The following is a 21,895-nucleotide window of genomic DNA, read 5'->3' on the forward strand; positions in this document are numbered from 1 at the left end:
AAACACCGAAAAAGTGTCATGCACCGCGGGTACCGGTGTCAATCTGCCGATCGGGCGAGCTCCCGCGCCACGGCCTCGTGGTAGGCGTCGATCTTGGCCGGATTGGCCTGCAGGAAGAGCTGGTCGGGCAGCGGGGCGTGTTTGTACGCCTCGATCGTCATGGTCCGGGAGAACAGCGTGATGTCCTGCCCGGGCCTGGTGAAGCGGTACGAGACGGTGATGCGGCCCTCCATCCCGCCGTTGCCCGCGCGGTCATGGCCCAGCCGGCCGATCGAGGTGAACACGAACAGCGTCGGGCGCACCGCGGCGGCTAGCTGCCAGCTGAAGACGCGGTCGCCGTCGGGACCCGCTTCCTCCCAGGTGTCACCGACCTTCAGCGGCAGCTCCGGCAAGTTGCCGATGTGCGCGCTGCCGGGGTAGGTCTTCGTCCAGTTCTGCGGGTTGGTCACGAAGTCGTACACCGTCTCGGCGGACTGCGTGAACGCGGTCTCCGAAGTGGTGGTCACGATGCCCAATGGTGTTGCCTCCCTGTGCGTTCCGCCGTCCCGTCAATCGGCGTGGCCGCCGTCTTGTTAGCCGAGCTTTACAAATCCTACTCAAAGTGTCACGCTGAGCGCTGAGCCGCGAGCGCGAGAGGTGGAGTGGGTTGACGAAGGCGTCTGAGGAATCCGCGCAGACCGAATGGACCGTGCAGGGCCTGCTGGATCTGTTCGACGTGCAGGCCGACGGGGACGACCGGTTCACCGGCAACACCGGCATCGCGGTGGGCGACGAACGCCAGGTGGTGGAGGGCACCCAGGTGCTCGCGCAGGCGATCGTCGCGGTGGCGAAGCGATTCCCGGACAAGTCGGTGCGCTCGGCGCACGCCGTGTTCTCCCGCGCCGTGGTCGTCGGCCCGCCCATCGAACTCGTCCTCGACGTGGTGTCCGAAGGCCGGTCCACCGCCACCGCAGTGGTCGCCGTGCACCAGAACGGCCGGCGCTGCCTGAGCATCACCGTGCTGGCCGACGTCCCGACCGACGATGTCATCCGCCACCACCTGCCGCGCCCCGACGTCGCCGCCCCGGCGGACGCCAACCACTCGCCGATGCCGATGGTCGGCCGCGAGCTGCGCCTCGTCGACGTCGTCGACGTCAACAGCCCCGACGAGGTCGGCCCGCCGGAGCTCTACGCCTGGCTGCACTACGACCCGATCCCGACCCGCGACGAGTTGGCCAAGGCGCTGCTGGCCTACTTCACCGGGCATCTGGGCATCTCCACCACGATGCGGGCGCACGAGGGCATCGGTACCGCCCAGGCGCACCTGACCGTGTCGACCGCACCGATGAGCATCTCGGTCGCGTTCCACGAACCGGTGGACTGGACCGGGTGGCTGCTCTACACGCACGAGAGCACCCAGGTCGGCGCGGGCATGTCGTACGTGCGCGGCACCGTGCACGCGCAAGAGGGTGACCTGCTGGCCTCGTTCGCCCAGGAGGCGCTGATCCGCCCGCTGCGCACCAGCGACACGGCGATCGACTCTCGCGCGCGGTTCTAACGGCCATGCGCTTCACCATCACCCACCCGATGCACAGCCATCCGTACAACCCGGAGCTGGTGAGCGGGGACGGTATCGGCAAGGTGGCCGCGGCGACCGAGGCGGCCGGAATTCACGGTTTCGGCTTCACCGATCACCCGGCGCCCTCGCAGCGATGGCTGGATGCCGGCGGACACGACGCGTTAGACCCCTTTGTCGCACTGGGTTTCGCGGCGGCCACCACGTCCACGCTGCGGCTGATCCCCAACATCGTGGTGCTGCCGTACCGAAATCCATTCGTGGTAGCCAAATCCGGCGCCACCCTGGACCTGCTCTCCGGTGGGCGCTTCACGCTCGCGGTGGGCGTGGGCTACCTCAAGCGCGAGTTCGCGGCACTCGGAGTGAGCTTCGACGAGCGCGCCGAGCTGTTCGAGGAGTCCCTTCAGGTGATCCGGGCCATCTGGACCGGCGACGATATCTCCTTTGAGGGCAAGCATTTCAGCGCGCGTGGCATCACCGCGCATCCCCGGCCGGTGAGCGATCCGCATCCGCCGATCTGGATCGGCGGCAATACGTCGTCATCGCGGCAGCGGGTGGCCCAGTACGGCGACGGCTGGTGCCCGTTCCCCGCGCCGCCGCAGCTGGCCCAGACTGCCGGCACCGCCGTCATCGACTCGGTGCAGAAGCTCGCCGACGGCATCGACGATCTGCGGCGCAGATGCGATGCGGCCCAGCGGGATTGGTCCGCCATCGACATCACCTTCACCAACTTCGAGGGCGGCAGCCCCGCGAGCGACGACTTCAACGCCGACGCCTACCTCGAGGGCCTGGACAAGCTGGCGAAGCTGGGCGTGACGTGGGTCAGCATCCACCTGCCCGGCGACAGCATGACGCACGCGCTCGAGACCCTCGACCGGTTCCGCACCCTGGTCGTCGACGCGGCCTAGTTGGATAGAAGACGACTCATGGACTTCTCCCGCGTCGAACTTTCGCCCGAGGATCAGAAATTCTTCGATGAGACCCAGGCTTTCATGGCCGAACACGTCACGGACGAGGTTCGTCGCCGTGATCGCGAGACCGGCGAAAACTTCAGTGAGCCAGTCCATTTGGCGCTGGGCGAAGCGGGTTACCTGACGTCGGACTGGTACCAGGAGTCCGAAGGCGGATTCGACCCGGTGCGACGGCGAATCTTCCACCTCGAGATCGGTCGCGCGCACACGCCGTGGTTCCACTGGGGCACCACGGCGGTCGTCGCGCGGTTGGTGAAGCAATTCGGGAAGTCCGAACTCGCCGACGCGATCCTGCCGGGCGTGCTGTCCGGGGAGATCCGGCTGTGCCTGGGCTACACCGAGCCCGAAGGCGGCTCCGACGTCGCCACCTGCAAGACCCGTGCCGTGCGGGACGGATCGGGCTGGGTGATCAACGGCTCCAAGATGTTCACCTCGAATGCGCAGAACGCCAAGTACGTTTTCCTGCTGACCAATACCGATCCGCAGGGTCGCAAACACAAGAACCTGACCATGTTCCTGGTGCCGTTGGATTCGCCAGGCATCGAGATCCAGGGCATCCGCACGGTGGACGGTGACCGCACCAACATCGTGTATTACAGCGACGTTCGGGTCGATGACCTCTACCGGATCGGTGAGGTCAACGGCGGCTGGACGGTGATGCGGTTCGCCCTCGACGCCGAACATGGCATTACCGACGCGCAAGACCATGGCCTGCAGAACATTTCGATGCTGTCAGAGCACGGCCACCTGATGGCCGAGGCGGCTGACGGGGTCGCGGCTGTGCTGGCCACGCCCGATGCGACCGGGCGGCGCCCGATCGACGACGGCGCCACGAAATACCGGCTGGGGCGCAGCATGGCCCGCATCGAGGCGGCCATGTCGACTCCCGGAATGTACGGGCGGGTGGCGCTCATTCAGACCATGCGCGAGGTCTCCCAGGAGTTGATGGACCTGCTGGGCACGGCATCGGCATTGCCCACCGATACAACGGGTTCCGCGGATGACGGCGGCATCGAGTTCATCTTCCGGCACGGCGTGCCCGCCGGCATCTACGGCGGCACCATGGAGGTGTTCCGCAACATGATCGCCCAGCACGAGCTGGGGCTCGGGCGTCCTAGCTACGGTCGCTGACCGGCAGCTCGGCCGTCATCTCGACGCGGGTGTCGTCGAAGCTCAGGAATCCCCGGATGGGCAGGCTTTCCGGGGGCGGGCCGGGATAGCACCACGCGACGTCGGAGACGACATCCTCGCCCGAGACGAACGACCAATACGTCGCGAAGCCCTTGTAATTGCAGTAACTCTCCGTCTCGGAGCGCTGCAACAGATCGGTCCGCACGTGTGCCGGATCGACGTAGAGCCGTGGGGCGAGCGCGGTCTCGAACACGATCACCGTGTCGTCGGTGTCGACCAGCGTGGTGCCGGCGACGCGGACGCGCAGGCGGCGTTGGGTCGGACGGCAATCGACGCGGTGATACGGGTTGGGCGGGTAGTGCACGAGCCGGCGCCCCTCTTCCAGCCAGGTGTCGACCGCGTCCCAGGGCACCTGGACGTAACCGGGCGCCTCGGGTTCCGGCTCGCTGGGTAGGTCGCCCACCTCGTCGGCCGCGAAGGCGTAGCTCAGCGGCCGGCCGCGCCGGTGCACCAGCAGCGCCCGCTCGGTGTCGATCACCACGCGGCCATCCTTGATGGCCTGTACGCGCCGGGGATGCGGTTCGACATAGACGACGTCGTCGGGTATCGCGGGCGAGAAACGCCCCGCGGGATCGCTGCTGAGCGGACCACGCCCGGCCACCAGAGTCATGGTGCTCCTTCCGGTTGCTTGCCCTCGCTCTACCCAATCATGTGCGGCGCCCGGATGGGGTGGCGCGTTGGATCAGGATGTCGGCGGAGCGCTTCCCCGGTGCGCCGGTGTCGGTGGTCACGCGCACGCCGACGGCCCGGCCAGTGTCGGCGTCGACGAACGCCAGGCGCGTGGGACCGTCCTGCAGGTAGGTGTCTCCCCATTGCACCAGCGACATGAACACCGGCAGGAAGTCCTCCCCGGCCTCGGTCAGCCGGTACTCGTCGCGGGCGCGCTGCCCCGGCTCCTGATAGGGAACCCGCGCGACGATCACCGCCGCCTCGAGCTGCTTGAGCGCCCGCGACACCGCCGGCGCCGACGTGGCGATGCGTTCCACGAAATCCTCGAAACGCGTTGTGCCGAAGAACAATTCGCGGACAACCTGAAAGGCGGTCTTGGTGCTCAGCAGTTCGAGGACCTTCGACATCGAACAGCCCTCGCCGATCGACCACTGCCGGCGGTCCCGCAGCCGGTTCTCGAACTCCATCCCGGACCCCTTTAGCTAACGCTTGCGTTATCTAGCATATCGTGCTTGTATCTTACTAACGACATCGTTAGTCAGCAGGGAGTCAGAAAAATGTCATCGGATCAGCTGTTTCTCATCACCGGGGCGACCGGCAACACCGGTGCGCCCACCGTCGAGGCGCTGCTCGGCGCCGGGCACCGGGTGCGCGCGTTCGTACACCGCAGCGACCGGCGCTCCGAGGCGCTGGCCGGCCTGGGCGCCGAGATCGTCGAGGGCGATCTGCTCGACTTCCACGCGGTCAGCTCGGCGATGGCCGGCGTCAGCGCCGCCTATTTCTGCTATCCGATCGCCCCGGGCAGCCTGCTGCCGGCCACGGCCATCTTCGCCCAGGCCGCCAGCGAGGCGGGCGTGCGGGCGCTGGTCAACATGTCGCAGATCTCCGCGCGTCGCGAGGCGAAAAGCCATGCCGCACAGCAGCACTGGATCGCCGAGCGACTGCTGGACCGATTCGCCTTCGGGACCACGCATCTGCGCCCGACCTTCTTCGCCGAGTGGCTCAAATGGCAGTGGGCGCGCAGCGGCGACGAGGGCGTGCTGCGGCTGCCGTTCGGCAATGGGCGCCACGCCCCGATCGCCGGGCGCGACCAGGCCGGCGTCATCGCCGCCATCCTGCAAAACCCGGCCCCGCACAATCGGCAGATCTATCCGCTGGTGGGCGCCGAGGAACTCGACCACTACGGCATCGCCCAGCAGATGTCGGGCGCGCTCGGCATCGCGGTCCGCTATGAGCCGATCGGCATCCCGGCCTTCGCCGCGGCGCTGACGGCGCAGGGCTGGCCGGACTTCTTCGTCCAGCACATCAGCAGCGTCGCGCAGGACTACCAGGACGGCGTCTTCGCGGGTGAGAACAACCTGGTCGAGGTGATCAGCGGGCACAAACCGCTGACCGTCGGCGACTATGTCGACGCCAACCGCGCCGCCTTCGACCACGACGGCACTTTCGCGGTGCGCGAGGCGCGCGTGGCGAGCTGAGGCCGCACCGCGGGGGGATGCGTGCGCCCCGGCACGGGGACAGGGTAGGAACTTACCCATGGCGGGACCGGTAGCAGGCGTCAAAGTCGTCGAACTCGGGGTCTGGGTGGCCGGGCCGGCCGCCGGCGGCATCCTGGCGGACTGGGGCGCCGACGTGATCAAGATCGAGCCGCCGACCGGTGATCCGGGGCGCTTGTTCGGCCGGATGCTGGGCTGCGACCTGGGTCTGAACCCGCCGTTCGAGATGGACAACCGGTCCAAGCGCAGCGTCGTACTGGACCTGGGGACCGAGCAGGGCCGCGGCACCGCGTTCGAATTGCTCGCCGACGCAGACGTTTTCCTGACCAATGTGCGCCCCGGCGCGCTACGGCGGCTCGGCCTGGACTTCGAGGCGGTGTCGGCCGCCAACCCGCGGCTGGTCTACGGGCTCATCACGGGATACGGCGAAGACGGGCCCGACGCCGACCACCCCGCGTTCGACGTCGCCGCGTTCTGGTCGCGGGCCGGGGTGGCCCACCTGCTCACCCGGCCCGGCGACACGCCCCCGTTTCAGCGCGGCGGGATGGGCGACCACTCCGCCGGGATGACGATGGCCGCGGCCGTCTGCGCGGCCCTGCTCGCCCGCGAACGCACCGGGACGGGCCAGCTGGTGACCACGTCGCTCTACCGGCAGGGTGCCTACACCGTGAGCTTCGACCTCAACACCTATCTGATGAGCGGGCAGCCGATCGCGATCGGCCAGCGCGAAACGATGGGCAACCCGTGCATGAACAACTACGCCGCGGCCGACGGGCGGCGGTTCTGGATCGTCGGCCTGGAGCCCGAGCGGCACTGGCCGGCGCTGTGCCGTGCGGTGGGCCGGCCCGAGTGGCGCGACGACCCCCGGTTCGCCGATGCCCGCGCCCGGGCCGTCAACTCGACCGTGCTGATCGCCGAGCTGGACGAGATCTTCGCGACGCGGCCCCTCGACGAGTGGGCACAGGTCTTCGCCGGCGAACCGGATTTCTTCTGGTCACCGATCAACACCCTGGAGGACGTCGTCGCCGACGAACAGTTCCACGCCGCGGGCGGCATCGTCGACGTCCCCGACGGCGACGCCGCCGTGCCGATGGTGGCCACACCCGCGGATTTCCATGGCACGCCGTGGGCACCGCGTTCTGCGGCACCGGAACTCGGGCAGCACACCGAGGAAGTCCTGGCCGAGCTCGAGGCGCGCCGCGGGTCCTGACGGGCCGCCGGGGACCTTTACAAATTTCGCCGGAAGTGTCACGCTGTCCGGTGAGCCGCATCGCCCGACGCGTGACGCGGCTGCAGCCCTTGAGAAAGCCCATGACAAGCGCTTGAGACCCGCCGGCCGTCCGGCCGGCGGTGGTGAGGAATGGATCGATGGTCGCTCCGACGTTCGACATCAGCAAGACCGGCGCCGCGAAAGCAACCCGCGCGAACGGCGAGGGTCTGCGTTACCGGCTCGACGTCGTCGCGGCCAACGCCGTCGATGTCGTGCAATCGGCCGGGGGCTGGCTCTACGACCGGGCCATGGCCGGCTGGGAAGTGACCGTGCTGCTTCCGCGGGGCTGCGACACCCGGCCGCTGCGGATCCTGGGGGTGCGGGCGGCGGAGCTCGAGCCGGAGCTCGCCGGGCTGGGGACGGGCTCGACCAGCCTGGCCGTCAGCGCCGAGGTGTTCACCGCCGACGCCCGGGTGCGCGACGCGGTGCTCGAGTCGCTGGACAACCGGCTGATCGAGGTCGCGTTGTGGGGCGAGGGATGGCCCCTGGGCGTGAACCGGGCGACGACGCGGGCGCAGCACCTGCTCAGCGGCGCGGCCCGCATGTTCAAGGGCTATGCGCTTGCGGCGGCGGGCATTCCGGGCGCGACCGTCGATGCCACCGAGACGCTGCTGTGCGACGTGGGCTCGGGGGCCGACTCAGAGCTGGTCCGGCTCGACTAGCCCATGAAGAAATACTTCGGCCACACACTGCTCTACTTGCACGAGACGATTTCGCTGGGATCCGGGCGAAGCGACCGCTTCACCGAGATCTTCACCGACACGTATCAGCCGATGATGGAACAACTCGGCGCCCGCCTGTTCGCGATGTGGGAATCGACGCCGTACAACGGTCACTGGCCACAGGTGACGGTCATCTGGGAGATCGACGGCTTCGCCGACTACGCCAGGATCGGCGCCGCGCAGGCCCACGACGGCAGCCACGAGGCGGCGGCCGGCAAATGGTCGGCGTTCCTCGCCGACATCGGCGCCTCGGGGGAGGGCCGCATCATGTACCCAGGCCCCAGCAACAAGACGGTCGCCCAGCTTCGCGAGGCGAATTTCACTGCGCCGCTGGTAATTCAAGAGATCATGCAGACCAAGCCGGGCCGTCAGGACGACTACATCCGCGAACTGGAGCGGCTCTACGTGCCGTGGTCGGAGCGCACCGGCAAGCGCTGGCTCGGCTCGTTCACCACGACCTTCCGCTACAACGAAGTCATCCACTATTGGGCGCTGGACGGCGGCTGGGACTGCTTCGCCGAACACTATCCGTCCTGGAAGGAGAGCCCACCGGCCGAGATCGTCACGTGGATGAGCGTGGCTCCCGCGTTGCGTGACGGCTGGGAGGACTCCATTCTGCAGGCCCTCCCGCCATCGCCACTGCAATGACGGAGCGACGAAACCCCGTGAACATGACCGACTTTCGCTACGACCCCTTCGACGCGGCCGTGATGGCGAACCCGTTGCCGTACTACCGAATCCTGCGCGACCAGCACCCGGTGTACTACATGCCGCAGTGGGACACCTTCGCGCTGTCGCGCTTCGACGACATCTGGACGGTGCTGGAGGTCAACAACGGCACGTTCGTCGCCTCGGAAGGCACGCTGCCACCGGCATCGGTTCTCGCGCAACACAACAGCGGCCCGGTCGACGACCCGCCGCTGCACCCGCTGCCGTTTCACGCCATGTTCGACGCGGACCTGTACGGCCAGATCCGGCGCACGCACTCCCGCCCGTTTCGCCCGCGGTCGGTCACGGACCTGGAGGGCCGGATTCGCACGCTGGCCAACGAACGTCTCGACGCCCTGCTCCCGGGCGGTTCGTTCGACCTGACCCAGGACTACGGGGGCATCGTGGTGGCCGCCATTGTCTGCGAATTGTGCGGCATACCCACCGATCTCGCGCCGCAGGTGCTCGCCACGGTCAACGCCGGCAGCCTCGCGCAGCCCGGCGAAGGCGTGGACACCGGCCAGGCGCGGCCCAACTACTTCGAGTATCTGCTGCCCGCGGTCCAGCGCCGCCGCGCCGATCCGTCCGGGGGACCGCTCGACGTGGTCGATGGCCTGCTCGGCTATCACCTGCCCGATGGCAGCGCCCTCGACGACATGGAAGTCGCGACCCAGATGCTGTGCATCTTCATCGGGGGGACAGAGACGGTGCCCAAGATCGTCGCGCACGGACTCTGGGAGCTCAGCCGGCGACCCGACCAACTGGCCGCCGTGCGCGCCGACCTGGACAACAACGTGCTCGTCGCGCGCGACGAGATGATCCGATTCTGTGCGCCGGCGCAGTGGTTCGCCCGAACGGTGCGCAAGCCCTTCGAGATTCACGGCCAGACCCTGAATCCGGGCCAGCGGGTCATCACGCTGCTCGCCTCGGCCAACCGCGACGAGCGGGAATATCCCGAGCCCGACGAATTCATCTGGGACAGGCCCATCCGCCGCTCGTTGGCGTTCGGTCGCGGCCAGCACTTCTGCATCGGATACCACCTGGCGCGGCTGGAAGTGGCTGTGCTGCTGCAGGAATGGCTTCGCCGCGTACCCGACTACGCGATCCAGGGCGACACGGCCACCCGGCTGCCGTCCAGCTTCCAATGGGGCTGGAACAACATTCCGGTGGAGGTCTGACGTGTGGTCCCACCGGATCATCGCCCCATACCTGTTCGAACGCACCACGATTGACGACAAGACCCCCGAGAGCCTGGCCGACGGGCAGGTGCTGCTGCGGTTCTTCGCCGCGGGTGTCTGCGGCAGCGATCTGCCGGCCTTTCGCGGCGCCAGGGGACGGATCCCCGGTGACGACGGCCGAAGCGGACCCGAGAAGGACGGCTTCCCCATCCACGAGGTCGCCGGTGAGGTGATCGCCAGCCGGCACCCCGCACACCGCCCCGGCGATCACGTGGTCGGCTGGGCGTCCGGATTCGACGGCCTGATGGAACGCATCGTCAGCAACGGTGACGGACTGGCGCCGTACGATCCGGCGCTGACCCCCGCCCAGGCCGTCGGGCTGCAACCGCTGGCCTGCGTCCTCTACGCCTGCGAGCAGCTCGGCGACCTGGCCGGCCGGCACGTCGCGATCATCGGCCAGGGATCGATCGGCCTGTTGTTCTCCTACGTCGCCAAGGCGGCCGGCGCGCGGCGTGTCACCGGGGTCGACCCGATCGACCGCCGCGATCTGGCAAGGGCTTTCGGCGTCGACGACGCCGTGCGCGCCACCAGCGACCGCTGGGTGAGCCAGCTCGGACCCGGCGACCGCGCGGACGTCGTCATCGAGGCCGTGGGCCACCAGGTCGCCACCCTGAACCACGCCATCGACGCCGCCGCCCCCGGCGGCACCGTGTTCTACTTCGGCGTCGCCGACGACGAGATGTATCCGATCAGCATGCGGGTGATGTTGCGCAACAACCTGACCCTGAAATCCGGTGTGACGCTGGACCGCCGGCGGATGCTGGAGCTCGCCGGCAAGTTCACCGCCGAGCACCCCTGGCTGCTGGGCGCCTACCTCACCCACACGTTCGGCATCGACGGGGTGCAGGACGCCTTCGAGCTGGCCTGCCGGCCCGTCCCGGAACGGATCAAGATCGCGATCGCCGAATGAGCCGACCATGACTTCGCCGAGCAACCTGCGGCAGGCGCTGAGCCGCAAGACCCCGATCTTCGGCGGCTGGGTCACCGGCCCGACGGTACTGGGGCCCGAGGAATTCGCCCGCGCCGGTTACGATTACGTCGGCTTCGACGCGCAGCACGGCTATCTCGACGACGCCGACATCGCCCGCATCTTGCGCCGCATCGAGCACGTGCCCGTCGGCACCGTGGTGCGACTGCCCAACGCCGACGCGGCACCGATCGGTCGGGTGCTGGACGCAGGCGCCGACGCCGTCGTCATCGCGATGATCGAGTCGGCGGACCAGGCCGCCGCCGCTGTGGCCGCCACCCGCTACCCACCGCGCGGCGTGCGCAGCTTCGGCCCCCTGCGCGCCAGCCTCGGGCACGACCCCGCCGCCCACGAGTCACGAGTCGGCGTGTTCGCGATGATCGAGACCGCGGCCGCGCTGGCCGGCATCCACGAGATCTGCGCCGTCGACGGGCTGACCGGAATCTATGTCGGCCCGGCCGATCTCGCCATTTCACTCGGGGCCGGCGTCGTCGGCGCCACCCGCCATCCCGACGTGCTGGACGCGATCGTGCGCATCCATCGGGCGGCGACGGACGCGGGCCTGCTCACCGGCATTCACGCCGGGGACGGCAAGACGGGTCATGCCATGGCGCAGTTGGGGTTCGGCATGATCACCCTGGCCGCGGAGTCACAGGCGCTGCGCCGCGGCGCCGCGGAGCACCTGCGTGAGGCGACGCAATGACGGGCGACGCCCGCGACGATGAGGCCGCGATCCGCGAACTGCTCGCCGGTTACGCCCTGGCGCTTGACGTCGGCGACGTCGACGAGTGCGTGCAGCTGTTCGCGCCCGACGGCGAATTCCTGGTCTACGGCAAGACCTTTGCCGGCCATGACGCGATCGCGGGCATGTTCCGCGCCGCGGCCCGCGGCCTGCACCTGAACGGCAGCGCGCGGATCGAGGTCGCGGGGGAGCGGGCCACCGCCAGATCGCAGGTGCTGTTCGTCCGCGCGGGCGACCTGCAGCTGCGGCCCGCGATCTACGACGACGAGCTGACCGGCACCGCCGGGCAGTGGCGCTTTGCGCGGCGCCGCTGCCGCTTCGTCACCAGCGCCGGTCTGGCCAACAGCCCCGAGGTGAGCCCAGCATGAATCAACGCGTCGCATTGGTGACCGGCGCCGCCGGCGGACAGGGCGAGGCGATTGCCAACCGCCTGCGCGGCAAGGGCTTTGCGGTGGCCGCCTGCGACCGGCGGATCGACGAACTCCGCACCGCGGTCGGTGAAGCGGGCGACGACGGCGTGCTCGCGCTCGAGCTCGACGTCACCTCGCCGGAGCAGTGGGATTCCGTGGTCGCGGAGGTGATCAGCCGCTTCGGGTCGCTGAGCACGCTGGTCAACTGCGCCGGCGTGCTGCATCGGGCGTCGCTCACCGAGGAGACGACCGAAGGTTTCGAAACCGCCTGGCGGGTCAACTGTCTGGGCCCGTTCCTCGGCATGCGCGCAGCGCTGGAACACCTAAAAGAGGCGTCGAACGCGTCCATCGTCAACATCTGCAGCACCGGTGCGATCCGCCCCTTCCCGCAGCACAGCGCCTACGGATCGTCGAAGTGGGCGCTGCGCGGACTGACCCAGACCGTCGCCGCCGAACTCGCGCCCGCCGGCATCCGGGTCAACGCCGTCTTCCCCGGGCCGATCGCCACCTCGATGCTCGACGCGGCGACCCAGACGCGGCTCGCCGAGGCGTCGATGTTCGGGCGGATCGGGGAGGCCGGTGAAGTCGCCGACGCCGTGGCCTTTTTGGTCTCCGACGAGGCGTCGTTCATCACCGGCTCCGAACTCATCATCGACGGTGGGCAATGCCTGCAGATCCGATGAACGTCGGCATCATCGGCGCCGGGCCCGGTGGCCTGGCGCTGGGAATCATGCTGTCGCGGGCGGGGTTTGACAACTTCACCATCTTCGACCGCGAGGACGGCGTCGGGGGCACCTGGCGAATCAACACGTATCCCGGGCTGGCGTGCGACGTCAAATCGCACCTCTACTCCTACTCGTTCGACCTGAACGCCGACTGGTCACGGCTGTGGTCCGGGCAGCCCGAGATCCTGGACTACTTCCAGCGCTGCGCCGACAAGTACGGCCTGCGGCCACACCTGCGGCTGCGCACCGAAATCAGAGCGGCACAGTGGGATCCGGACAGCCAGCTGTGGTGCCTGACCACCGCGTCCGGCGAGCGGCACCACTTCAACGTCGTTGTATCGGCGGTCGGGCTGTTCACCCGGCCGCTGCTCCTCGACCTCACCGAAGAAGAGCCGTTCACCGGGACGGTGATGCACTCGTCACGCTGGGACCACTCGATACCGCTGGAAGGCAAGCGGATCGCCGTGCTGGGCACCGGTTCGACGGCCTCCCAGCTGATCCCCGAGCTGGCCAAGGTCGCCGGCAAGGTGTACTCGGTGCAACGGTCGCCGACCTGGATCCTGCCCAAGCCGGACCGGCACTACACGCGGCGCGAACGCTGGCTGTTCGCGCACCTGCCGTTCGCCAAAAAGCTCTACCGGGCCCGGCTGTGGCTGCGTAGCGAATCCAACATCGCGGTGATCGAGCACGGCAGCGAAAAGACCGAGCAATTCAAGGCCGTCGCGCTCGGATTGCTCGAGAAGACGGTCGACGACGAGGAATTGCGCCGCAAGCTCACCCCGGAGCACCCGATGGGCTGCAAGCGGCTGGTGTTCTCCTCGGATTACCTGGCCGCGCTGACCCAGCCCAACGTCGAGGTGGTGACCAGCCCGGCGCGCGCCCTGCGGAGCCGATCCCTGGTGACCGACGACGGCACCGAACGCGAGGTGGACCTGGTGGTCTGCGCCACCGGTTACGCCGCGGCCGACTATCTCGCGGAGCTGGACGTGTCCGGCGAACAGGGCATGACCCTGCGGGAGGTATGGCAAGACGGGGCGCACGCCTACCTCGGCATGGCCGTGCCGGGGTTTCCGAACTTCTTCATGCTCTACGGACCCAACACCAATGTCGGCTCCAACAGCGTCATCTTCATCCTCGAGGCGCAGGCGCGCTATATCGTGCGGGCGCTGAAATATTTGCGACGCAGGGGCAGGCGCTACGTAGCGGTGCGGCCCGCCGCGCTGGCCGACTTCGTCGCGAAGATCGATCGATGGATGGTCGGTACCGTCTGGACCACCCAGTGCAGCAACTACTTCCGCGCCCCCAACGGGCGCGTGGTCACCCAGTGGCCACGCAGCGCGCGCGCCTTCTGGACCATGACGCGCAGGTTCACCCCGGCCGACTTCAGTTTCACCCCGCCCGTCACGCCGGTGCCCGACGCGGTCACCGCACCGGAGCGGAGCGTGCGGTGACGGGGCTGGACGGCGCCGATCGCCTGGATCCCGCGCTGCGTGAGGTCGCCACGACGCGCACCGACTTCTCCCTGGCCGCAATCCAACTCACCCGGGAACCGTTCAACGAACGCCGCCGGCTGACCGCCCAGCAGACCGACGCGCACGGGGTCCGGATCGTCGAGGACGGCGTGCCGACGGAATCCGGTGACGTCGGGGTGCGCATCTATCGCGGTGGGCCCGCCGGCCCGGCGCCGGCCGTGGTGTTCTGCCACGCCGGTGGTTTCGCGCTGGGCAACCTCGACACCGATCACGTGCAATGCGTGGAGCTGGCGCGCCGCGGCCGCTGCACCGTGGTGTCGGTCGACTACCGGCTCGCCCCCGAACACCCCTACCCGGCGGCCCTCGAGGACGCCGCCGCCGTGCTGACGTGGGTGGTCGCGAATGCGGTTGCGCTCGACGTGGATCCGGCGCGCCTGGCGGTCGCGGGTAGCAGCGCCGGCGCCGCCCTGGCCGCGTGCCTGGCGCAGCGGGCCGCCGACGGGGCAGCGCCGCCGGTGGTGTTCCAGCTGCTGCACCAACCGGTGCTCGACGACCGGACCACCCCGTCGAAGGCGCAGTTCCGCGCCAGCCCGGCGTTCGACGGCGAGGGCGCCGAGCTGATGTGGCGCCACTACCTGGGCCAGGCCGGTGCAGCCGAATCCGCGGTGCCCGCCCGGCGCGGCGAATTCGCCGGACTGCCACCGGCTTTGATCACCTGCGCCGAGGTCGACCCGTTTCGCGACGAGGCGGTCGACTACGCGCTGCGCCTACTGCGCGCCGGGGTCTCGGCCGAGCTGCACGTCTTCGCGCGCACCTGCCACGGGTTCGATTCGCTGCTGCCCGATTGGGCGGGCTCGCAACGACTGTTCGCGCTGCAGGGCCACGCCCTGGCCAGCGCGTTGCACAACGACTAACCGTCGAATCTGATCAGCTGCCGCACGGCGATGCCGTCGGCCAGGTTGTCCATCGCCTCGTTGATGCCGTCCAACGGAATCGTCGACGACACCAGCGATTCCACCGGCAAACGGCCCGACTGCCACAACTCGACGAAGCGGGGAATGTCCCGGCTGGGCACCGCCGAGCCGAGGTAACTGCCGATCAACGACCGGCCTTCGGCCACAAAACCCAACGGCGACACGCTGATTCGCGCGGCCGGCGGCGGCAGGCCCACGGTGACGGTCCGCCCGCCGGGCGCGGTCAAGCCGATCGAGGTCTCCAGCGCGGCCGGATGGCCGACGGCCTCGACCACCACCGCGGCCTTCACCCCGGCGTCCGAGGCCCGCTGCGGCGTGTAGGCGTCATGGGCGCCCAGGCGGCGGGCGGCCGCCAACTTCTCGGGCAACTGGTCGACGGCGACGACGCGGACGTCGTCATAGGTCAGCGCGGTGAGCAGCGCCGCCATCCCGACACCCCCCAGCCCGACGACGGCGACGGTCTGGCCGGGCCGCGGATGCCCCACGTTGAGCACCGCGCCACCACCGGTGAGCACCGCGCAACCCAGCAGCGCGGCGACCTCGGGCGGCACGTCACCGGGCACCGCGACCGCGCTGGCCCGATTGACGACCGCATGCGTTGCGAAACCCGAGACGCCGAGGTGGTGAAACACCGGGTGCCCGGCCCGGCTGAGCCGAATGTCCCCGCCCAGCAAGGTGCCCGCGCCGTTCGCCGCGCTGCCCAGTTCGCACGGCGTCAGGCCGTCGGTCGCGCACGCCGCGCAATGGCCGCACCGCGGCAAGAACACCAGCACCACCCGCTGACCCACGGCCAGGTCGTCGACGCCCTCGCCGACGCGCTTGCCGATCCCGGCGGCCTCGTGGCCGAGCAACATCGGCACCGGCCGCACCCTGTTCCCGTCGACCACCGACAGGTCGGAGTGGCAGACGCCGGCCGCCTCGACGCGGACCAGGACTTCGTCGCGCCCCGGGGGCGCCAGGTCGAGTTCGCTGACGGCGATCGGCCGCGACTGCGCGTAGGGCCGAGGTGACCCGATGTGCTCCAGTACCGCGCCCCGGATTGAAGGCATGTTGGAATACAACCATGGCGTCGGCTTCCGTAGTTCCGCCCGCACCGGACGGGCTGACCAGCAACGACTTTCCGGTGCTGTGGCCGGTCGGAACCCGGTGGGCCGACAACGACATGTTCGGCCACCTCAACAACGCCGTGTACTACCAGCTGTTCGACACCGCGATCAACGCCTGGATCAACACCAGCACCGGGCTGGACCCGATCACCACGCCCGCGCTGGGCATCGTCGCCGAATCCGGTTGCCGCTACTTCGCCGAACTGCAATTCCCGCAGGACCTCGCGGTGGGCCTGGCCGTCACGCGGCTGGGCCGCAGCAGCGTCACCTACCGGCTGGGCGTGTTCCGGACCGCCCCCGCGGAAAGCAAGGCGCAACCCGTCACCGCGCTGGGGCACTGGGTGCACGTCTACGTCGACCGGGTCACCCGCAAGTCGGTCCCGATTCCCGACGCCGTTCGCGCGCTGCTGGCCACGGCCACCGTGGGCCAATAGGCCGACCAATAAGGGCCTGGCACCAGGGCTTTCGTCACCGAACGGGGCCGCGGCGGCACCGGATCGACGCGCCGTCGGCCCGGCTATGCTTCGCGCATGCCAGTCATGAGCAAGACCGTCGAGGTGGCCGCCGACGCCGCACTGATCATGAAGATCGTCGGCGACTTCGAGGCCTACCCGCAGTGGAACGAGGAGATCAAAGGCCTCTGGGTGCTTGCCCGCTACGACGACGGGCGCCCCAGCCAGCTACGGCTCGACACCGATTACCAAGGCATGCAGAGCATGTTCATCCAGGCCGTGTACTACCCGGGGGAAAACCAGATCCAGACCGTCCTGCAGCAGGGCGACCTGTTCACCAAGCAGGAGCAGTTGTTCAGCGTGGTGGCGATGGGGGCGTCGAGCCTGCTGACGGTGGACCTGGACGTCGAAACCTCGATGCCGGTTCCGGCGCCGATGGTGAAGCAACTCCTCAATAACGTGCTCGACCATCTGGCTGAAAGCCTCAAGCAGCGCGCCGAGCAGCTGGCCTCGAGCTAGTCGAAGATCCCGGTGCGGTCGCGCATCTCAGTCAGCCGGGTCGCCGCGTCGGTGAATTGCCAGACGGTGTGCTCGATCACCGCGGCGGTGTGCCGGCGGCGCAGCGCGGCGATCAACTGGCGGTGGTTGTCCACCGCCGCCTCTCCCCAGTGCGGGTCGGCCGCGTAGACCAGCACCGGCATGTAGCGCGCGGCGTTGAGCAGGAACCAGGCCAGCTTGATCCGGCCGCTCGCCTGGTTGAAGACCCGGTGGAATGCGAACTCGATGCCCGCGATGGTCTCGGCGTCGCCCGATCCCACGGCCGCGGCCATCGAGTCGTTGATCCGGTCCAGTTCGTCGATCTCGGCGTCGGTGATGTGGTCGGTGGCCGCGGCCGCCAGCTCCCGGGCGATCGATGCCTGCAGCCAGAAGATGTCCTCGATGTCCTGCCGGGTCAGCGGCAGCACGACGTGGCCGCGGTGCGGTTCGAGCTGCACCATGCCCTCGCCGCGCAGCTTCAGCAGGGCCTCGCGCACCGGGGTGACGCTGACCCCGAGCTCGGCCGCGGTCTCGTCCAGCCGGATGAACGTCCCCGGGCGCAGGCTGCCGGACATGATCGCCGCCCGCAGATGACCGGCCACCTCATCGGACAACTGCGCCCGGCGTAGCGGCCGCCGACTCCTCGGCTGCATTGACATCGGTGCGTTCACGGGGGCTGCCAGGGCTTTCGTGGGCTTGGCGGGACGGGGCTTAAGTTTTGACGGGCGTTAACGGGGACTTGTCAGTAGACCGTCAACGCCATAGTGTGACCCACACAACACCAAGTTTTATCAAATATCAACCTGGCGCAAGCGGTGCGCGAGTGAAGGGGAGTGCAGAGTTTGACCGCGCAATTGGCGAACCACCAGACACAGGCAAACGAGCAGCCATACCTGGCCCGGCGACAGAACTGGGTGAACCAGTTGGAGCGTCACGCGCTGATGCAGCCGAAGGCGACGGCGCTGCGCTTCCTGGGCAAAACCCTGACGTGGGGCGACCTGCGCGACCGCGTGGCCGCGCTGGCCGACGCGCTGAGCCGCCGGGGTGTCGGCTTCGGCGACCGGGTCATGATCCTGATGCTCAACCGCGCCGAATTCGTCGAGTCGGTGCTGGCCGTCAACATGCTCGGCGCCATCGCGGTTCCGCTGAACTTCCGGCTGACCCCGCCCGAGATCGCGTTCCTGGTCCAGGATTGCGAAGCCCGCGTGATCGTCACCGAACCCGTGCTGGCGCCGGTCGCCGCCGGAGTCCGCGACATCGAGTCGCTGCTGAGCACCATCGTGGTGGCCGGGGCGTCGACCGACGACAGCGTGCTCGGCTACGAGGACCTGATCAACGAGCCCGGCCAACAGCACCAGCCCGTCGACATCCCGAACGACTCGCCGGCGCTGATCATGTACACCTCGGGCACGACCGGCCGGTCGAAGGGCGCCGTGCTGACCCACACCAACCTGACTGGCCAGACGATGACCGGGCTGTACACCAACGGCGCGGACATCAACAACGACGTCGGGTTCATCGGTGTGCCGTTCTTCCACATCGCCGGCATCGGCAACCTGCTGACCGGGGTGCTGCTCGGCATCCCGACGGTGATCTACCCGCTCGGCGCGTTCGAGCCCGGGCAGCTGCTCGACGTGCTCGCCGCGGAGAAGGTCACCGGCATCTTTCTGGTGCCCGCCCAGTGGCAGGCGGTCTGCGCCGAACAGCAAGCCCGCCCGCGCGACCTGAAGTTGCGGGTGATCTCGTGGGGCGCCGCGCCGGCTCCCGACGCCCTGCTGCGCGAGATGTCGGCGAGATTCCCCGGCACCCAGATCCTGGCCGCGTTCGGCCAGACGGAGATGTCGCCGGTCACGTGCATGTTGCTGGGCGACGACGCCATCCGTAAGCGCGGCTCGGTCGGCAAGGTGATCCCGACCGTGGCGGCCCGCGTCGTCGACGAAAACATGAACGACGTGCCGATCGGTGAGGTCGGCGAAATCGTTTACCGCGCACCGACTTTGATGAGCGGCTACTGGAACAACCCGGAGGCCACGGCGGAAGCGTTCGCCGGCGGCTGGTTCCATTCCGGCGACCTCGTCCGCATGGACGAGGAGGGCTATGTGTGGGTGGTCGACCGCAAGAAGGACATGATCATCTCCGGTGGCGAGAACATCTACTGCGCCGAGGTGGAAAACGTCCTCGCCAGCCACCCCAGCATCGTCGAGGTCGCCGTGATCGGCCGTGCCCACGACAAGTGGGGTGAGGTGCCCATCGCGGTCGCCGCTGTCGCGGGCGACAATTTACGGCTCGACGAGCTCGATGAGTTTCTGACCGAGCGGCTGGCGCGGTACAAGCACCCCAAGGCGCTCGAGATCGTCGACGCGCTGCCGCGCAACCCGGCCGGGAAGGTGCTCAAGACTGAACTGCGGGTTCGCTACGGCGTCGGAGAAATCGACTAAATCCATTCTAGGGCAAGTGATTTTAGGAGCAGAAAGGAAAGTGGACGGGAGCTGTAACGTTTGCCAGCTGTTGGCGAAGGGTTAATTGTGCAGATGCGGTTCACACGTGCTTGGCCATCGGGTACATTCCTGTGGTCTCCGTTACTACTTGCCAGTAGGGAGCCGATGGTCACAGGCATCATGTCGGGGCGAGGTGGGGGCACCCCCGGCCGCACAGCAGTCAGGGGGCGAGGCGTGCTAGACGATCCGCCGCGACGCCAGGAGGCGCGCGGTGACGGCCAGAGGGGGCAGCGGTGACTTCAACGTCGACGAGTCAGTCGACGAGTCGGCGGGGTCCCTACTTGGTCAGCTATGTACGCGACCAACTGGAGACGCCCCTGACGCTCGTCGGGGGGTTCTTCCGGATGTGCGTCCTCACCGGCAGGGCGCTGTTCCGCTGGCCGTTCCAGTACCGCGAATTCATCCAGCAGTGCTGGTTCATCATGCGGGTGGCGTTTCTGCCGACGATCATGGTGTCGATCCCGCTGACCGTGCTGCTGATCTTCACGCTCAACGTCCTGCTCGCCCAGTTCGGCGCGGCTGACCTGTCCGGCGCCGGCGCCGCGATCGGCGCCGTCACCCAGCTCGGCCCGCTGACCACGGTGCTGGTCGTCGCCGGCGCCGGCTCCACCGCGATCTGCGCGGACCTGGGTGCCCGCACCATCCGCGAAGAGATCGACGCGATGGAAGTGCTCGGCATCGACCCGATCCACCGGCTGGTGGTGCCCCGCGTGGTCGCCGCGACCCTGGTCGCCACCCTGCTCAACGGCCTGGTGATCACCGTGGGCCTGGTCGGCGGCTACCTGTTCGGCGTCTACCTGCAGAACGTGTCGGGCGGCGCGTACCTGGCCACCCTGACCACCATCACCGGCCTGCCCGAGGTCGTGATCGCGACCGTCAAAGCCGCCGTCTTCGGCCTGATCGCCGGCCTGGTCGGCTGCTATCGCGGTTTGACCGTGCGCGGCGGTTCCAAGGGCCTGGGCACCGCGGTCAACGAGACCGTCGTGCTCTGCGTCGTCGCGCTCTACGCGGTCAACGTGGTGCTGACGACGATCGGCGTGCGGTTCGGGACGGGGCACTGACATGTCGACTTCCGCCGTCTTTCGCGCCCGCTTCCCGCGGGCGGCCGAGAACCTCAACCGCTATGGGCTCGCCGCGGCCCGCGGCCTCGACGACATCGGCCAGATGGCGTGGTTCGGCACCATCGCCGTCGGCCACATCCCGCACGCGCTGCGCAACTACCGCAAAGAGACCCTGCGCCTGATCGCCCAGATCGGCATGGGCACCGGCGCCATGGCGGTCATCGGTGGCACCGTCGCCATCGTCGGCTTCGTGACGCTGTCCGGTAGCTCGCTGGTCGCCATCCAGGGCTTCGCCTCGCTGGGAAACATCGGCGTCGAGGCGTTCACCGGCTTCTTCGCCGCGCTGATCAACGTGCGCATCGCCGCGCCCGTCGTCACCGGCATCGCCATGGCCGCCACGGTCGGCGCCGGCGCCACGGCGGAGCTGGGCGCCATGCGCATCAGCGAGGAGGTCGACGCCCTGGAAGTGATGGGCATCAAATCGATCTCGTTCCTGGCCTCGACCCGCATCATGGCGGGGCTGGTCGTGATCATCCCCATCTACTCGATGGCGATCATCATGACGTTCCTGTCCCCGCAGATCACCACGACGGTGATCTACGGACAGTCGAACGGCACCTACGAGCACTACTTCCGGACGTTCCTGCGTCCCGACGACGTGTTCTGGTCGTTCCTGGAGGCCATCATCATCACCGCGGTCGTGATGATCACCCACTGCTTCTATGGCTACAACGCCGGCGGCGGGCCGGTCGGCGTCGGTGAGGCCGTCGGCCGCTCGATGCGCTTCTCGCTGGTGTCGGTACAGGTTGTCGTGTTGTCCGCCGCGTTGGCGCTGTATGGCGTCAACCCCAACTTCGCGCTCACGGTGTAACCGCCATGGCCCGACCGATCCAGACCAACGCCCCGCGGACCCCGCCGTACAAGTTGGCCGGCGTCGCGCTCCTCGTCATCGCCGCGCTCGCGCTGGTGCTGATCTACGGCCAGTTCCGCGGCAACTTCACGCCCAAGACACAGCTGACCATGTTGGCGTCGCGGGCCGGGTTGGTGATGGATTCGGGTTCGAAGGTGACTTATAACGGGGTGGAGATCGGCCGGGTGGGCTCGATTGCGGAGACGGTGCGTGATGGGAAG

At 68.5% G+C, this 21,895-nt stretch carries 25 protein-coding genes; 20 read left to right on the forward strand and 5 right to left on the reverse strand.

Features of this window, described 5'->3' with window-relative positions:
• Nucleotides 1-38 precede the first annotated feature (38 nt).
• Complete coding sequence (locus A5732_RS03840) at nucleotides 39-515, reverse strand: polyketide cyclase (RefSeq protein WP_076100737.1); 477 nt, start codon at nucleotides 513-515, stop codon at nucleotides 39-41.
• Nucleotides 516-646: 131 nt separating this feature from the next.
• On the opposite strand from A5732_RS03840, the gene A5732_RS03845 reads away from it, so the two are divergent.
• The 3 genes from A5732_RS03845 to A5732_RS03855 are packed head-to-tail and all read left to right on the forward strand — an operon-like array spanning nucleotide 647 to nucleotide 3,657.
• Nucleotides 647-1,537 (forward strand): acyl-CoA thioesterase, encoded by an 891-nt coding sequence (locus tag A5732_RS03845; RefSeq protein WP_076053019.1) that lies wholly within the window; start codon nucleotides 647-649, stop codon nucleotides 1,535-1,537.
• Nucleotides 1,538-1,542: 5 nt separating this feature from the next.
• Nucleotides 1,543-2,463, forward strand: coding sequence for an LLM class F420-dependent oxidoreductase (locus A5732_RS03850; RefSeq protein ID WP_076053021.1), 921 nt, complete (start codon nucleotides 1,543-1,545; stop codon nucleotides 2,461-2,463).
• Between the two features lie 18 nt (nucleotides 2,464-2,481).
• Nucleotides 2,482-3,657 carry an acyl-CoA dehydrogenase family protein gene (locus tag A5732_RS03855; protein ID WP_076053023.1) on the forward strand — a complete coding sequence of 392 codons (1,176 nt, stop codon included), beginning with the start codon at nucleotides 2,482-2,484 and terminating at the stop codon, nucleotides 3,655-3,657.
• Here the strand turns inward: A5732_RS03855 and A5732_RS03860 are convergent.
• Both A5732_RS03860 and A5732_RS03865 read right to left on the reverse strand, forming a co-directional pair.
• Nucleotides 3,641-4,327, reverse strand: coding sequence for a DUF427 domain-containing protein (locus A5732_RS03860; RefSeq protein WP_076053025.1), 687 nt, complete (start codon nucleotides 4,325-4,327; stop codon nucleotides 3,641-3,643). The two genes, A5732_RS03855 and A5732_RS03860, sit on opposite strands and share 17 nt — an antisense overlap.
• A gap of 37 nt (nucleotides 4,328-4,364) precedes the next feature.
• Nucleotides 4,365-4,853 carry a winged helix-turn-helix transcriptional regulator gene (locus A5732_RS03865; RefSeq protein WP_076100740.1) on the reverse strand — a complete coding sequence of 163 codons (489 nt, stop codon included), beginning with the start codon at nucleotides 4,851-4,853 and terminating at the stop codon, nucleotides 4,365-4,367.
• Nucleotides 4,854-4,943: 90 nt separating this feature from the next.
• Here A5732_RS03865 and A5732_RS03870 point away from each other — a divergent pair, with 90 nt between their 5' ends.
• The 11 genes from A5732_RS03870 (at nucleotide 4,944) to A5732_RS03920 (ending at nucleotide 15,050) form a co-directional block, all read left to right on the forward strand.
• Nucleotides 4,944-5,864 carry an NmrA family NAD(P)-binding protein gene (locus tag A5732_RS03870; RefSeq protein WP_076053029.1) on the forward strand — a complete coding sequence of 307 codons (921 nt, stop codon included), beginning with the start codon at nucleotides 4,944-4,946 and terminating at the stop codon, nucleotides 5,862-5,864.
• A gap of 58 nt (nucleotides 5,865-5,922) precedes the next feature.
• A complete protein-coding gene (locus A5732_RS03875) occupies nucleotides 5,923-7,092 on the forward strand; it encodes a CaiB/BaiF CoA transferase family protein (RefSeq protein ID WP_076100743.1) in 1,170 nt (389 codons plus the stop codon).
• A gap of 158 nt (nucleotides 7,093-7,250) precedes the next feature.
• Entirely contained in the window at nucleotides 7,251-7,814 is a 564-nt protein-coding gene (locus A5732_RS03880) for a hypothetical protein (protein WP_064884239.1), read from the forward strand.
• 3 nt (nucleotides 7,815-7,817) lie between these two features.
• Nucleotides 7,818-8,522 (forward strand): NIPSNAP family protein, encoded by a 705-nt coding sequence (locus A5732_RS03885; RefSeq protein ID WP_076100745.1) that lies wholly within the window; start codon nucleotides 7,818-7,820, stop codon nucleotides 8,520-8,522.
• A 23-nt stretch (nucleotides 8,523-8,545) separates the two neighbouring features.
• Nucleotides 8,546-9,760 carry a cytochrome P450 gene (locus tag A5732_RS03890; protein ID WP_076053101.1) on the forward strand — a complete coding sequence of 405 codons (1,215 nt, stop codon included), beginning with the start codon at nucleotides 8,546-8,548 and terminating at the stop codon, nucleotides 9,758-9,760.
• A 1-nt stretch (nucleotide 9,761) separates the two neighbouring features.
• The gene (locus A5732_RS03895; protein WP_076100747.1) at nucleotides 9,762-10,730 is read left to right on the forward strand and encodes a zinc-binding dehydrogenase; all 969 of its coding nucleotides are present in this window, start codon (nucleotides 9,762-9,764) and stop codon (nucleotides 10,728-10,730) included.
• A 7-nt stretch (nucleotides 10,731-10,737) separates the two neighbouring features.
• On the forward strand, nucleotides 10,738-11,490 hold the full coding sequence (locus tag A5732_RS03900; RefSeq protein ID WP_076053037.1) for an HpcH/HpaI aldolase family protein: 753 nt from the start codon (nucleotides 10,738-10,740) through the stop codon (nucleotides 11,488-11,490).
• Complete coding sequence (locus A5732_RS03905) at nucleotides 11,487-11,897, forward strand: nuclear transport factor 2 family protein (RefSeq protein ID WP_076053039.1); 411 nt, start codon at nucleotides 11,487-11,489, stop codon at nucleotides 11,895-11,897. The genes A5732_RS03900 and A5732_RS03905 overlap by 4 nt, the downstream gene beginning before the upstream one ends.
• Nucleotides 11,894-12,622: an SDR family NAD(P)-dependent oxidoreductase gene (locus A5732_RS03910; RefSeq protein WP_076100750.1), complete on the forward strand. Its 729-nt coding sequence runs from the start codon at nucleotides 11,894-11,896 to the stop codon at nucleotides 12,620-12,622. Before A5732_RS03905 ends, A5732_RS03910 begins: the two co-directional genes overlap by 4 nt.
• Entirely contained in the window at nucleotides 12,604-14,115 is a 1,512-nt protein-coding gene (locus A5732_RS03915; RefSeq protein WP_076100753.1) for a flavin-containing monooxygenase, read from the forward strand. Before A5732_RS03910 ends, A5732_RS03915 begins: the two co-directional genes overlap by 19 nt.
• A complete protein-coding gene (locus tag A5732_RS03920; protein ID WP_076100756.1) occupies nucleotides 14,112-15,050 on the forward strand; it encodes an alpha/beta hydrolase in 939 nt (312 codons plus the stop codon). The genes A5732_RS03915 and A5732_RS03920 overlap by 4 nt, the downstream gene beginning before the upstream one ends.
• Here the strand turns inward: A5732_RS03920 and A5732_RS03925 are convergent.
• Entirely contained in the window at nucleotides 15,047-16,159 is a 1,113-nt protein-coding gene (locus A5732_RS03925) for an alcohol dehydrogenase catalytic domain-containing protein (protein ID WP_076100812.1), read from the reverse strand. The genes A5732_RS03920 and A5732_RS03925 overlap by 4 nt on opposite strands.
• 14 nt (nucleotides 16,160-16,173) lie before the next feature.
• Between A5732_RS03925 and A5732_RS03930 the strand changes: the two genes are divergently transcribed.
• Both A5732_RS03930 and A5732_RS03935 read left to right on the forward strand, forming a co-directional pair.
• On the forward strand, nucleotides 16,174-16,650 hold the full coding sequence (locus tag A5732_RS03930) for an acyl-CoA thioesterase (RefSeq protein ID WP_076100759.1): 477 nt from the start codon (nucleotides 16,174-16,176) through the stop codon (nucleotides 16,648-16,650).
• Between the two features lie 96 nt (nucleotides 16,651-16,746).
• Nucleotides 16,747-17,187 carry an SRPBCC family protein gene (locus tag A5732_RS03935; protein WP_076053049.1) on the forward strand — a complete coding sequence of 147 codons (441 nt, stop codon included), beginning with the start codon at nucleotides 16,747-16,749 and terminating at the stop codon, nucleotides 17,185-17,187.
• Here A5732_RS03935 and A5732_RS03940 read toward each other — a convergent pair.
• Nucleotides 17,184-17,864 carry a GntR family transcriptional regulator gene (locus tag A5732_RS03940; protein WP_216351564.1) on the reverse strand — a complete coding sequence of 227 codons (681 nt, stop codon included), beginning with the start codon at nucleotides 17,862-17,864 and terminating at the stop codon, nucleotides 17,184-17,186. The genes A5732_RS03935 and A5732_RS03940 overlap by 4 nt on opposite strands.
• A gap of 183 nt (nucleotides 17,865-18,047) precedes the next feature.
• On the opposite strand from A5732_RS03940, the gene fadD5 reads away from it, so the two are divergent.
• The 4 genes from fadD5 to A5732_RS03960 all read left to right on the forward strand — a co-directional run.
• Complete coding sequence (fadD5, locus tag A5732_RS03945; RefSeq protein WP_076100815.1) at nucleotides 18,048-19,643, forward strand: fatty-acid--CoA ligase FadD5; 1,596 nt, start codon at nucleotides 18,048-18,050, stop codon at nucleotides 19,641-19,643.
• 293 nt (nucleotides 19,644-19,936) lie between these two features.
• Complete coding sequence (locus A5732_RS03950) at nucleotides 19,937-20,764, forward strand: MlaE family ABC transporter permease (RefSeq protein ID WP_064950874.1); 828 nt, start codon at nucleotides 19,937-19,939, stop codon at nucleotides 20,762-20,764.
• Nucleotide 20,765: 1 nt separating this feature from the next.
• Nucleotides 20,766-21,635 carry an ABC transporter permease gene (locus A5732_RS03955; RefSeq protein ID WP_076053053.1) on the forward strand — a complete coding sequence of 290 codons (870 nt, stop codon included), beginning with the start codon at nucleotides 20,766-20,768 and terminating at the stop codon, nucleotides 21,633-21,635.
• A 5-nt stretch (nucleotides 21,636-21,640) separates the two neighbouring features.
• On the forward strand, nucleotides 21,641-21,895 hold a 255-nt coding region (locus A5732_RS03960), incomplete at its 3' end, for an MlaD family protein (protein WP_142256543.1).

The organism is Mycobacterium colombiense, from assembly GCF_001953985.1.
GTDB classification, from domain to species: Bacteria; Actinomycetota; Actinomycetes; order Mycobacteriales; family Mycobacteriaceae; genus Mycobacterium; species Mycobacterium colombiense_B.

Bases quoted from the DNA above. Each gene is read 5' to 3' on its own strand.
- A5732_RS03850 (WP_076053021.1), top strand. From the start codon at position 1,543: ATGCGCTTCACCATCACCCACCCGATGCACAGCCATCCGTACAACCCG.
- A5732_RS03855 (WP_076053023.1), top strand. From the start codon at position 2,482: ATGGACTTCTCCCGCGTCGAACTTTCGCCCGAGGATCAGAAATTCTTC.
- A5732_RS03860 (WP_076053025.1), bottom strand. From the start codon at position 4,327: ATGACTCTGGTGGCCGGGCGTGGTCCGCTCAGCAGCGATCCCGCGGGG.
- A5732_RS03865 (WP_076100740.1), bottom strand. From the start codon at position 4,853: ATGGAGTTCGAGAACCGGCTGCGGGACCGCCGGCAGTGGTCGATCGGC.
- A5732_RS03870 (WP_076053029.1), top strand. From the start codon at position 4,944: ATGTCATCGGATCAGCTGTTTCTCATCACCGGGGCGACCGGCAACACC.
- A5732_RS03875 (WP_076100743.1), top strand. From the start codon at position 5,923: ATGGCGGGACCGGTAGCAGGCGTCAAAGTCGTCGAACTCGGGGTCTGG.
- A5732_RS03880 (WP_064884239.1), top strand. From the start codon at position 7,251: ATGGTCGCTCCGACGTTCGACATCAGCAAGACCGGCGCCGCGAAAGCA.
- A5732_RS03885 (WP_076100745.1), top strand. From the start codon at position 7,818: ATGAAGAAATACTTCGGCCACACACTGCTCTACTTGCACGAGACGATT.
- A5732_RS03890 (WP_076053101.1), top strand. From the start codon at position 8,546: ATGACCGACTTTCGCTACGACCCCTTCGACGCGGCCGTGATGGCGAAC.
- A5732_RS03900 (WP_076053037.1), top strand. From the start codon at position 10,738: ATGACTTCGCCGAGCAACCTGCGGCAGGCGCTGAGCCGCAAGACCCCG.
- A5732_RS03905 (WP_076053039.1), top strand. From the start codon at position 11,487: ATGACGGGCGACGCCCGCGACGATGAGGCCGCGATCCGCGAACTGCTC.
- A5732_RS03910 (WP_076100750.1), top strand. From the start codon at position 11,894: ATGAATCAACGCGTCGCATTGGTGACCGGCGCCGCCGGCGGACAGGGC.
- A5732_RS03915 (WP_076100753.1), top strand. From the start codon at position 12,604: ATGCCTGCAGATCCGATGAACGTCGGCATCATCGGCGCCGGGCCCGGT.
- A5732_RS03925 (WP_076100812.1), bottom strand. From the start codon at position 16,159: ATGCCTTCAATCCGGGGCGCGGTACTGGAGCACATCGGGTCACCTCGG.
- A5732_RS03930 (WP_076100759.1), top strand. From the start codon at position 16,174: ATGGCGTCGGCTTCCGTAGTTCCGCCCGCACCGGACGGGCTGACCAGC.
- A5732_RS03935 (WP_076053049.1), top strand. From the start codon at position 16,747: ATGCCAGTCATGAGCAAGACCGTCGAGGTGGCCGCCGACGCCGCACTG.
- A5732_RS03940 (WP_216351564.1), bottom strand. From the start codon at position 17,864: ATGTCAATGCAGCCGAGGAGTCGGCGGCCGCTACGCCGGGCGCAGTTG.
- A5732_RS03955 (WP_076053053.1), top strand. From the start codon at position 20,766: ATGTCGACTTCCGCCGTCTTTCGCGCCCGCTTCCCGCGGGCGGCCGAG.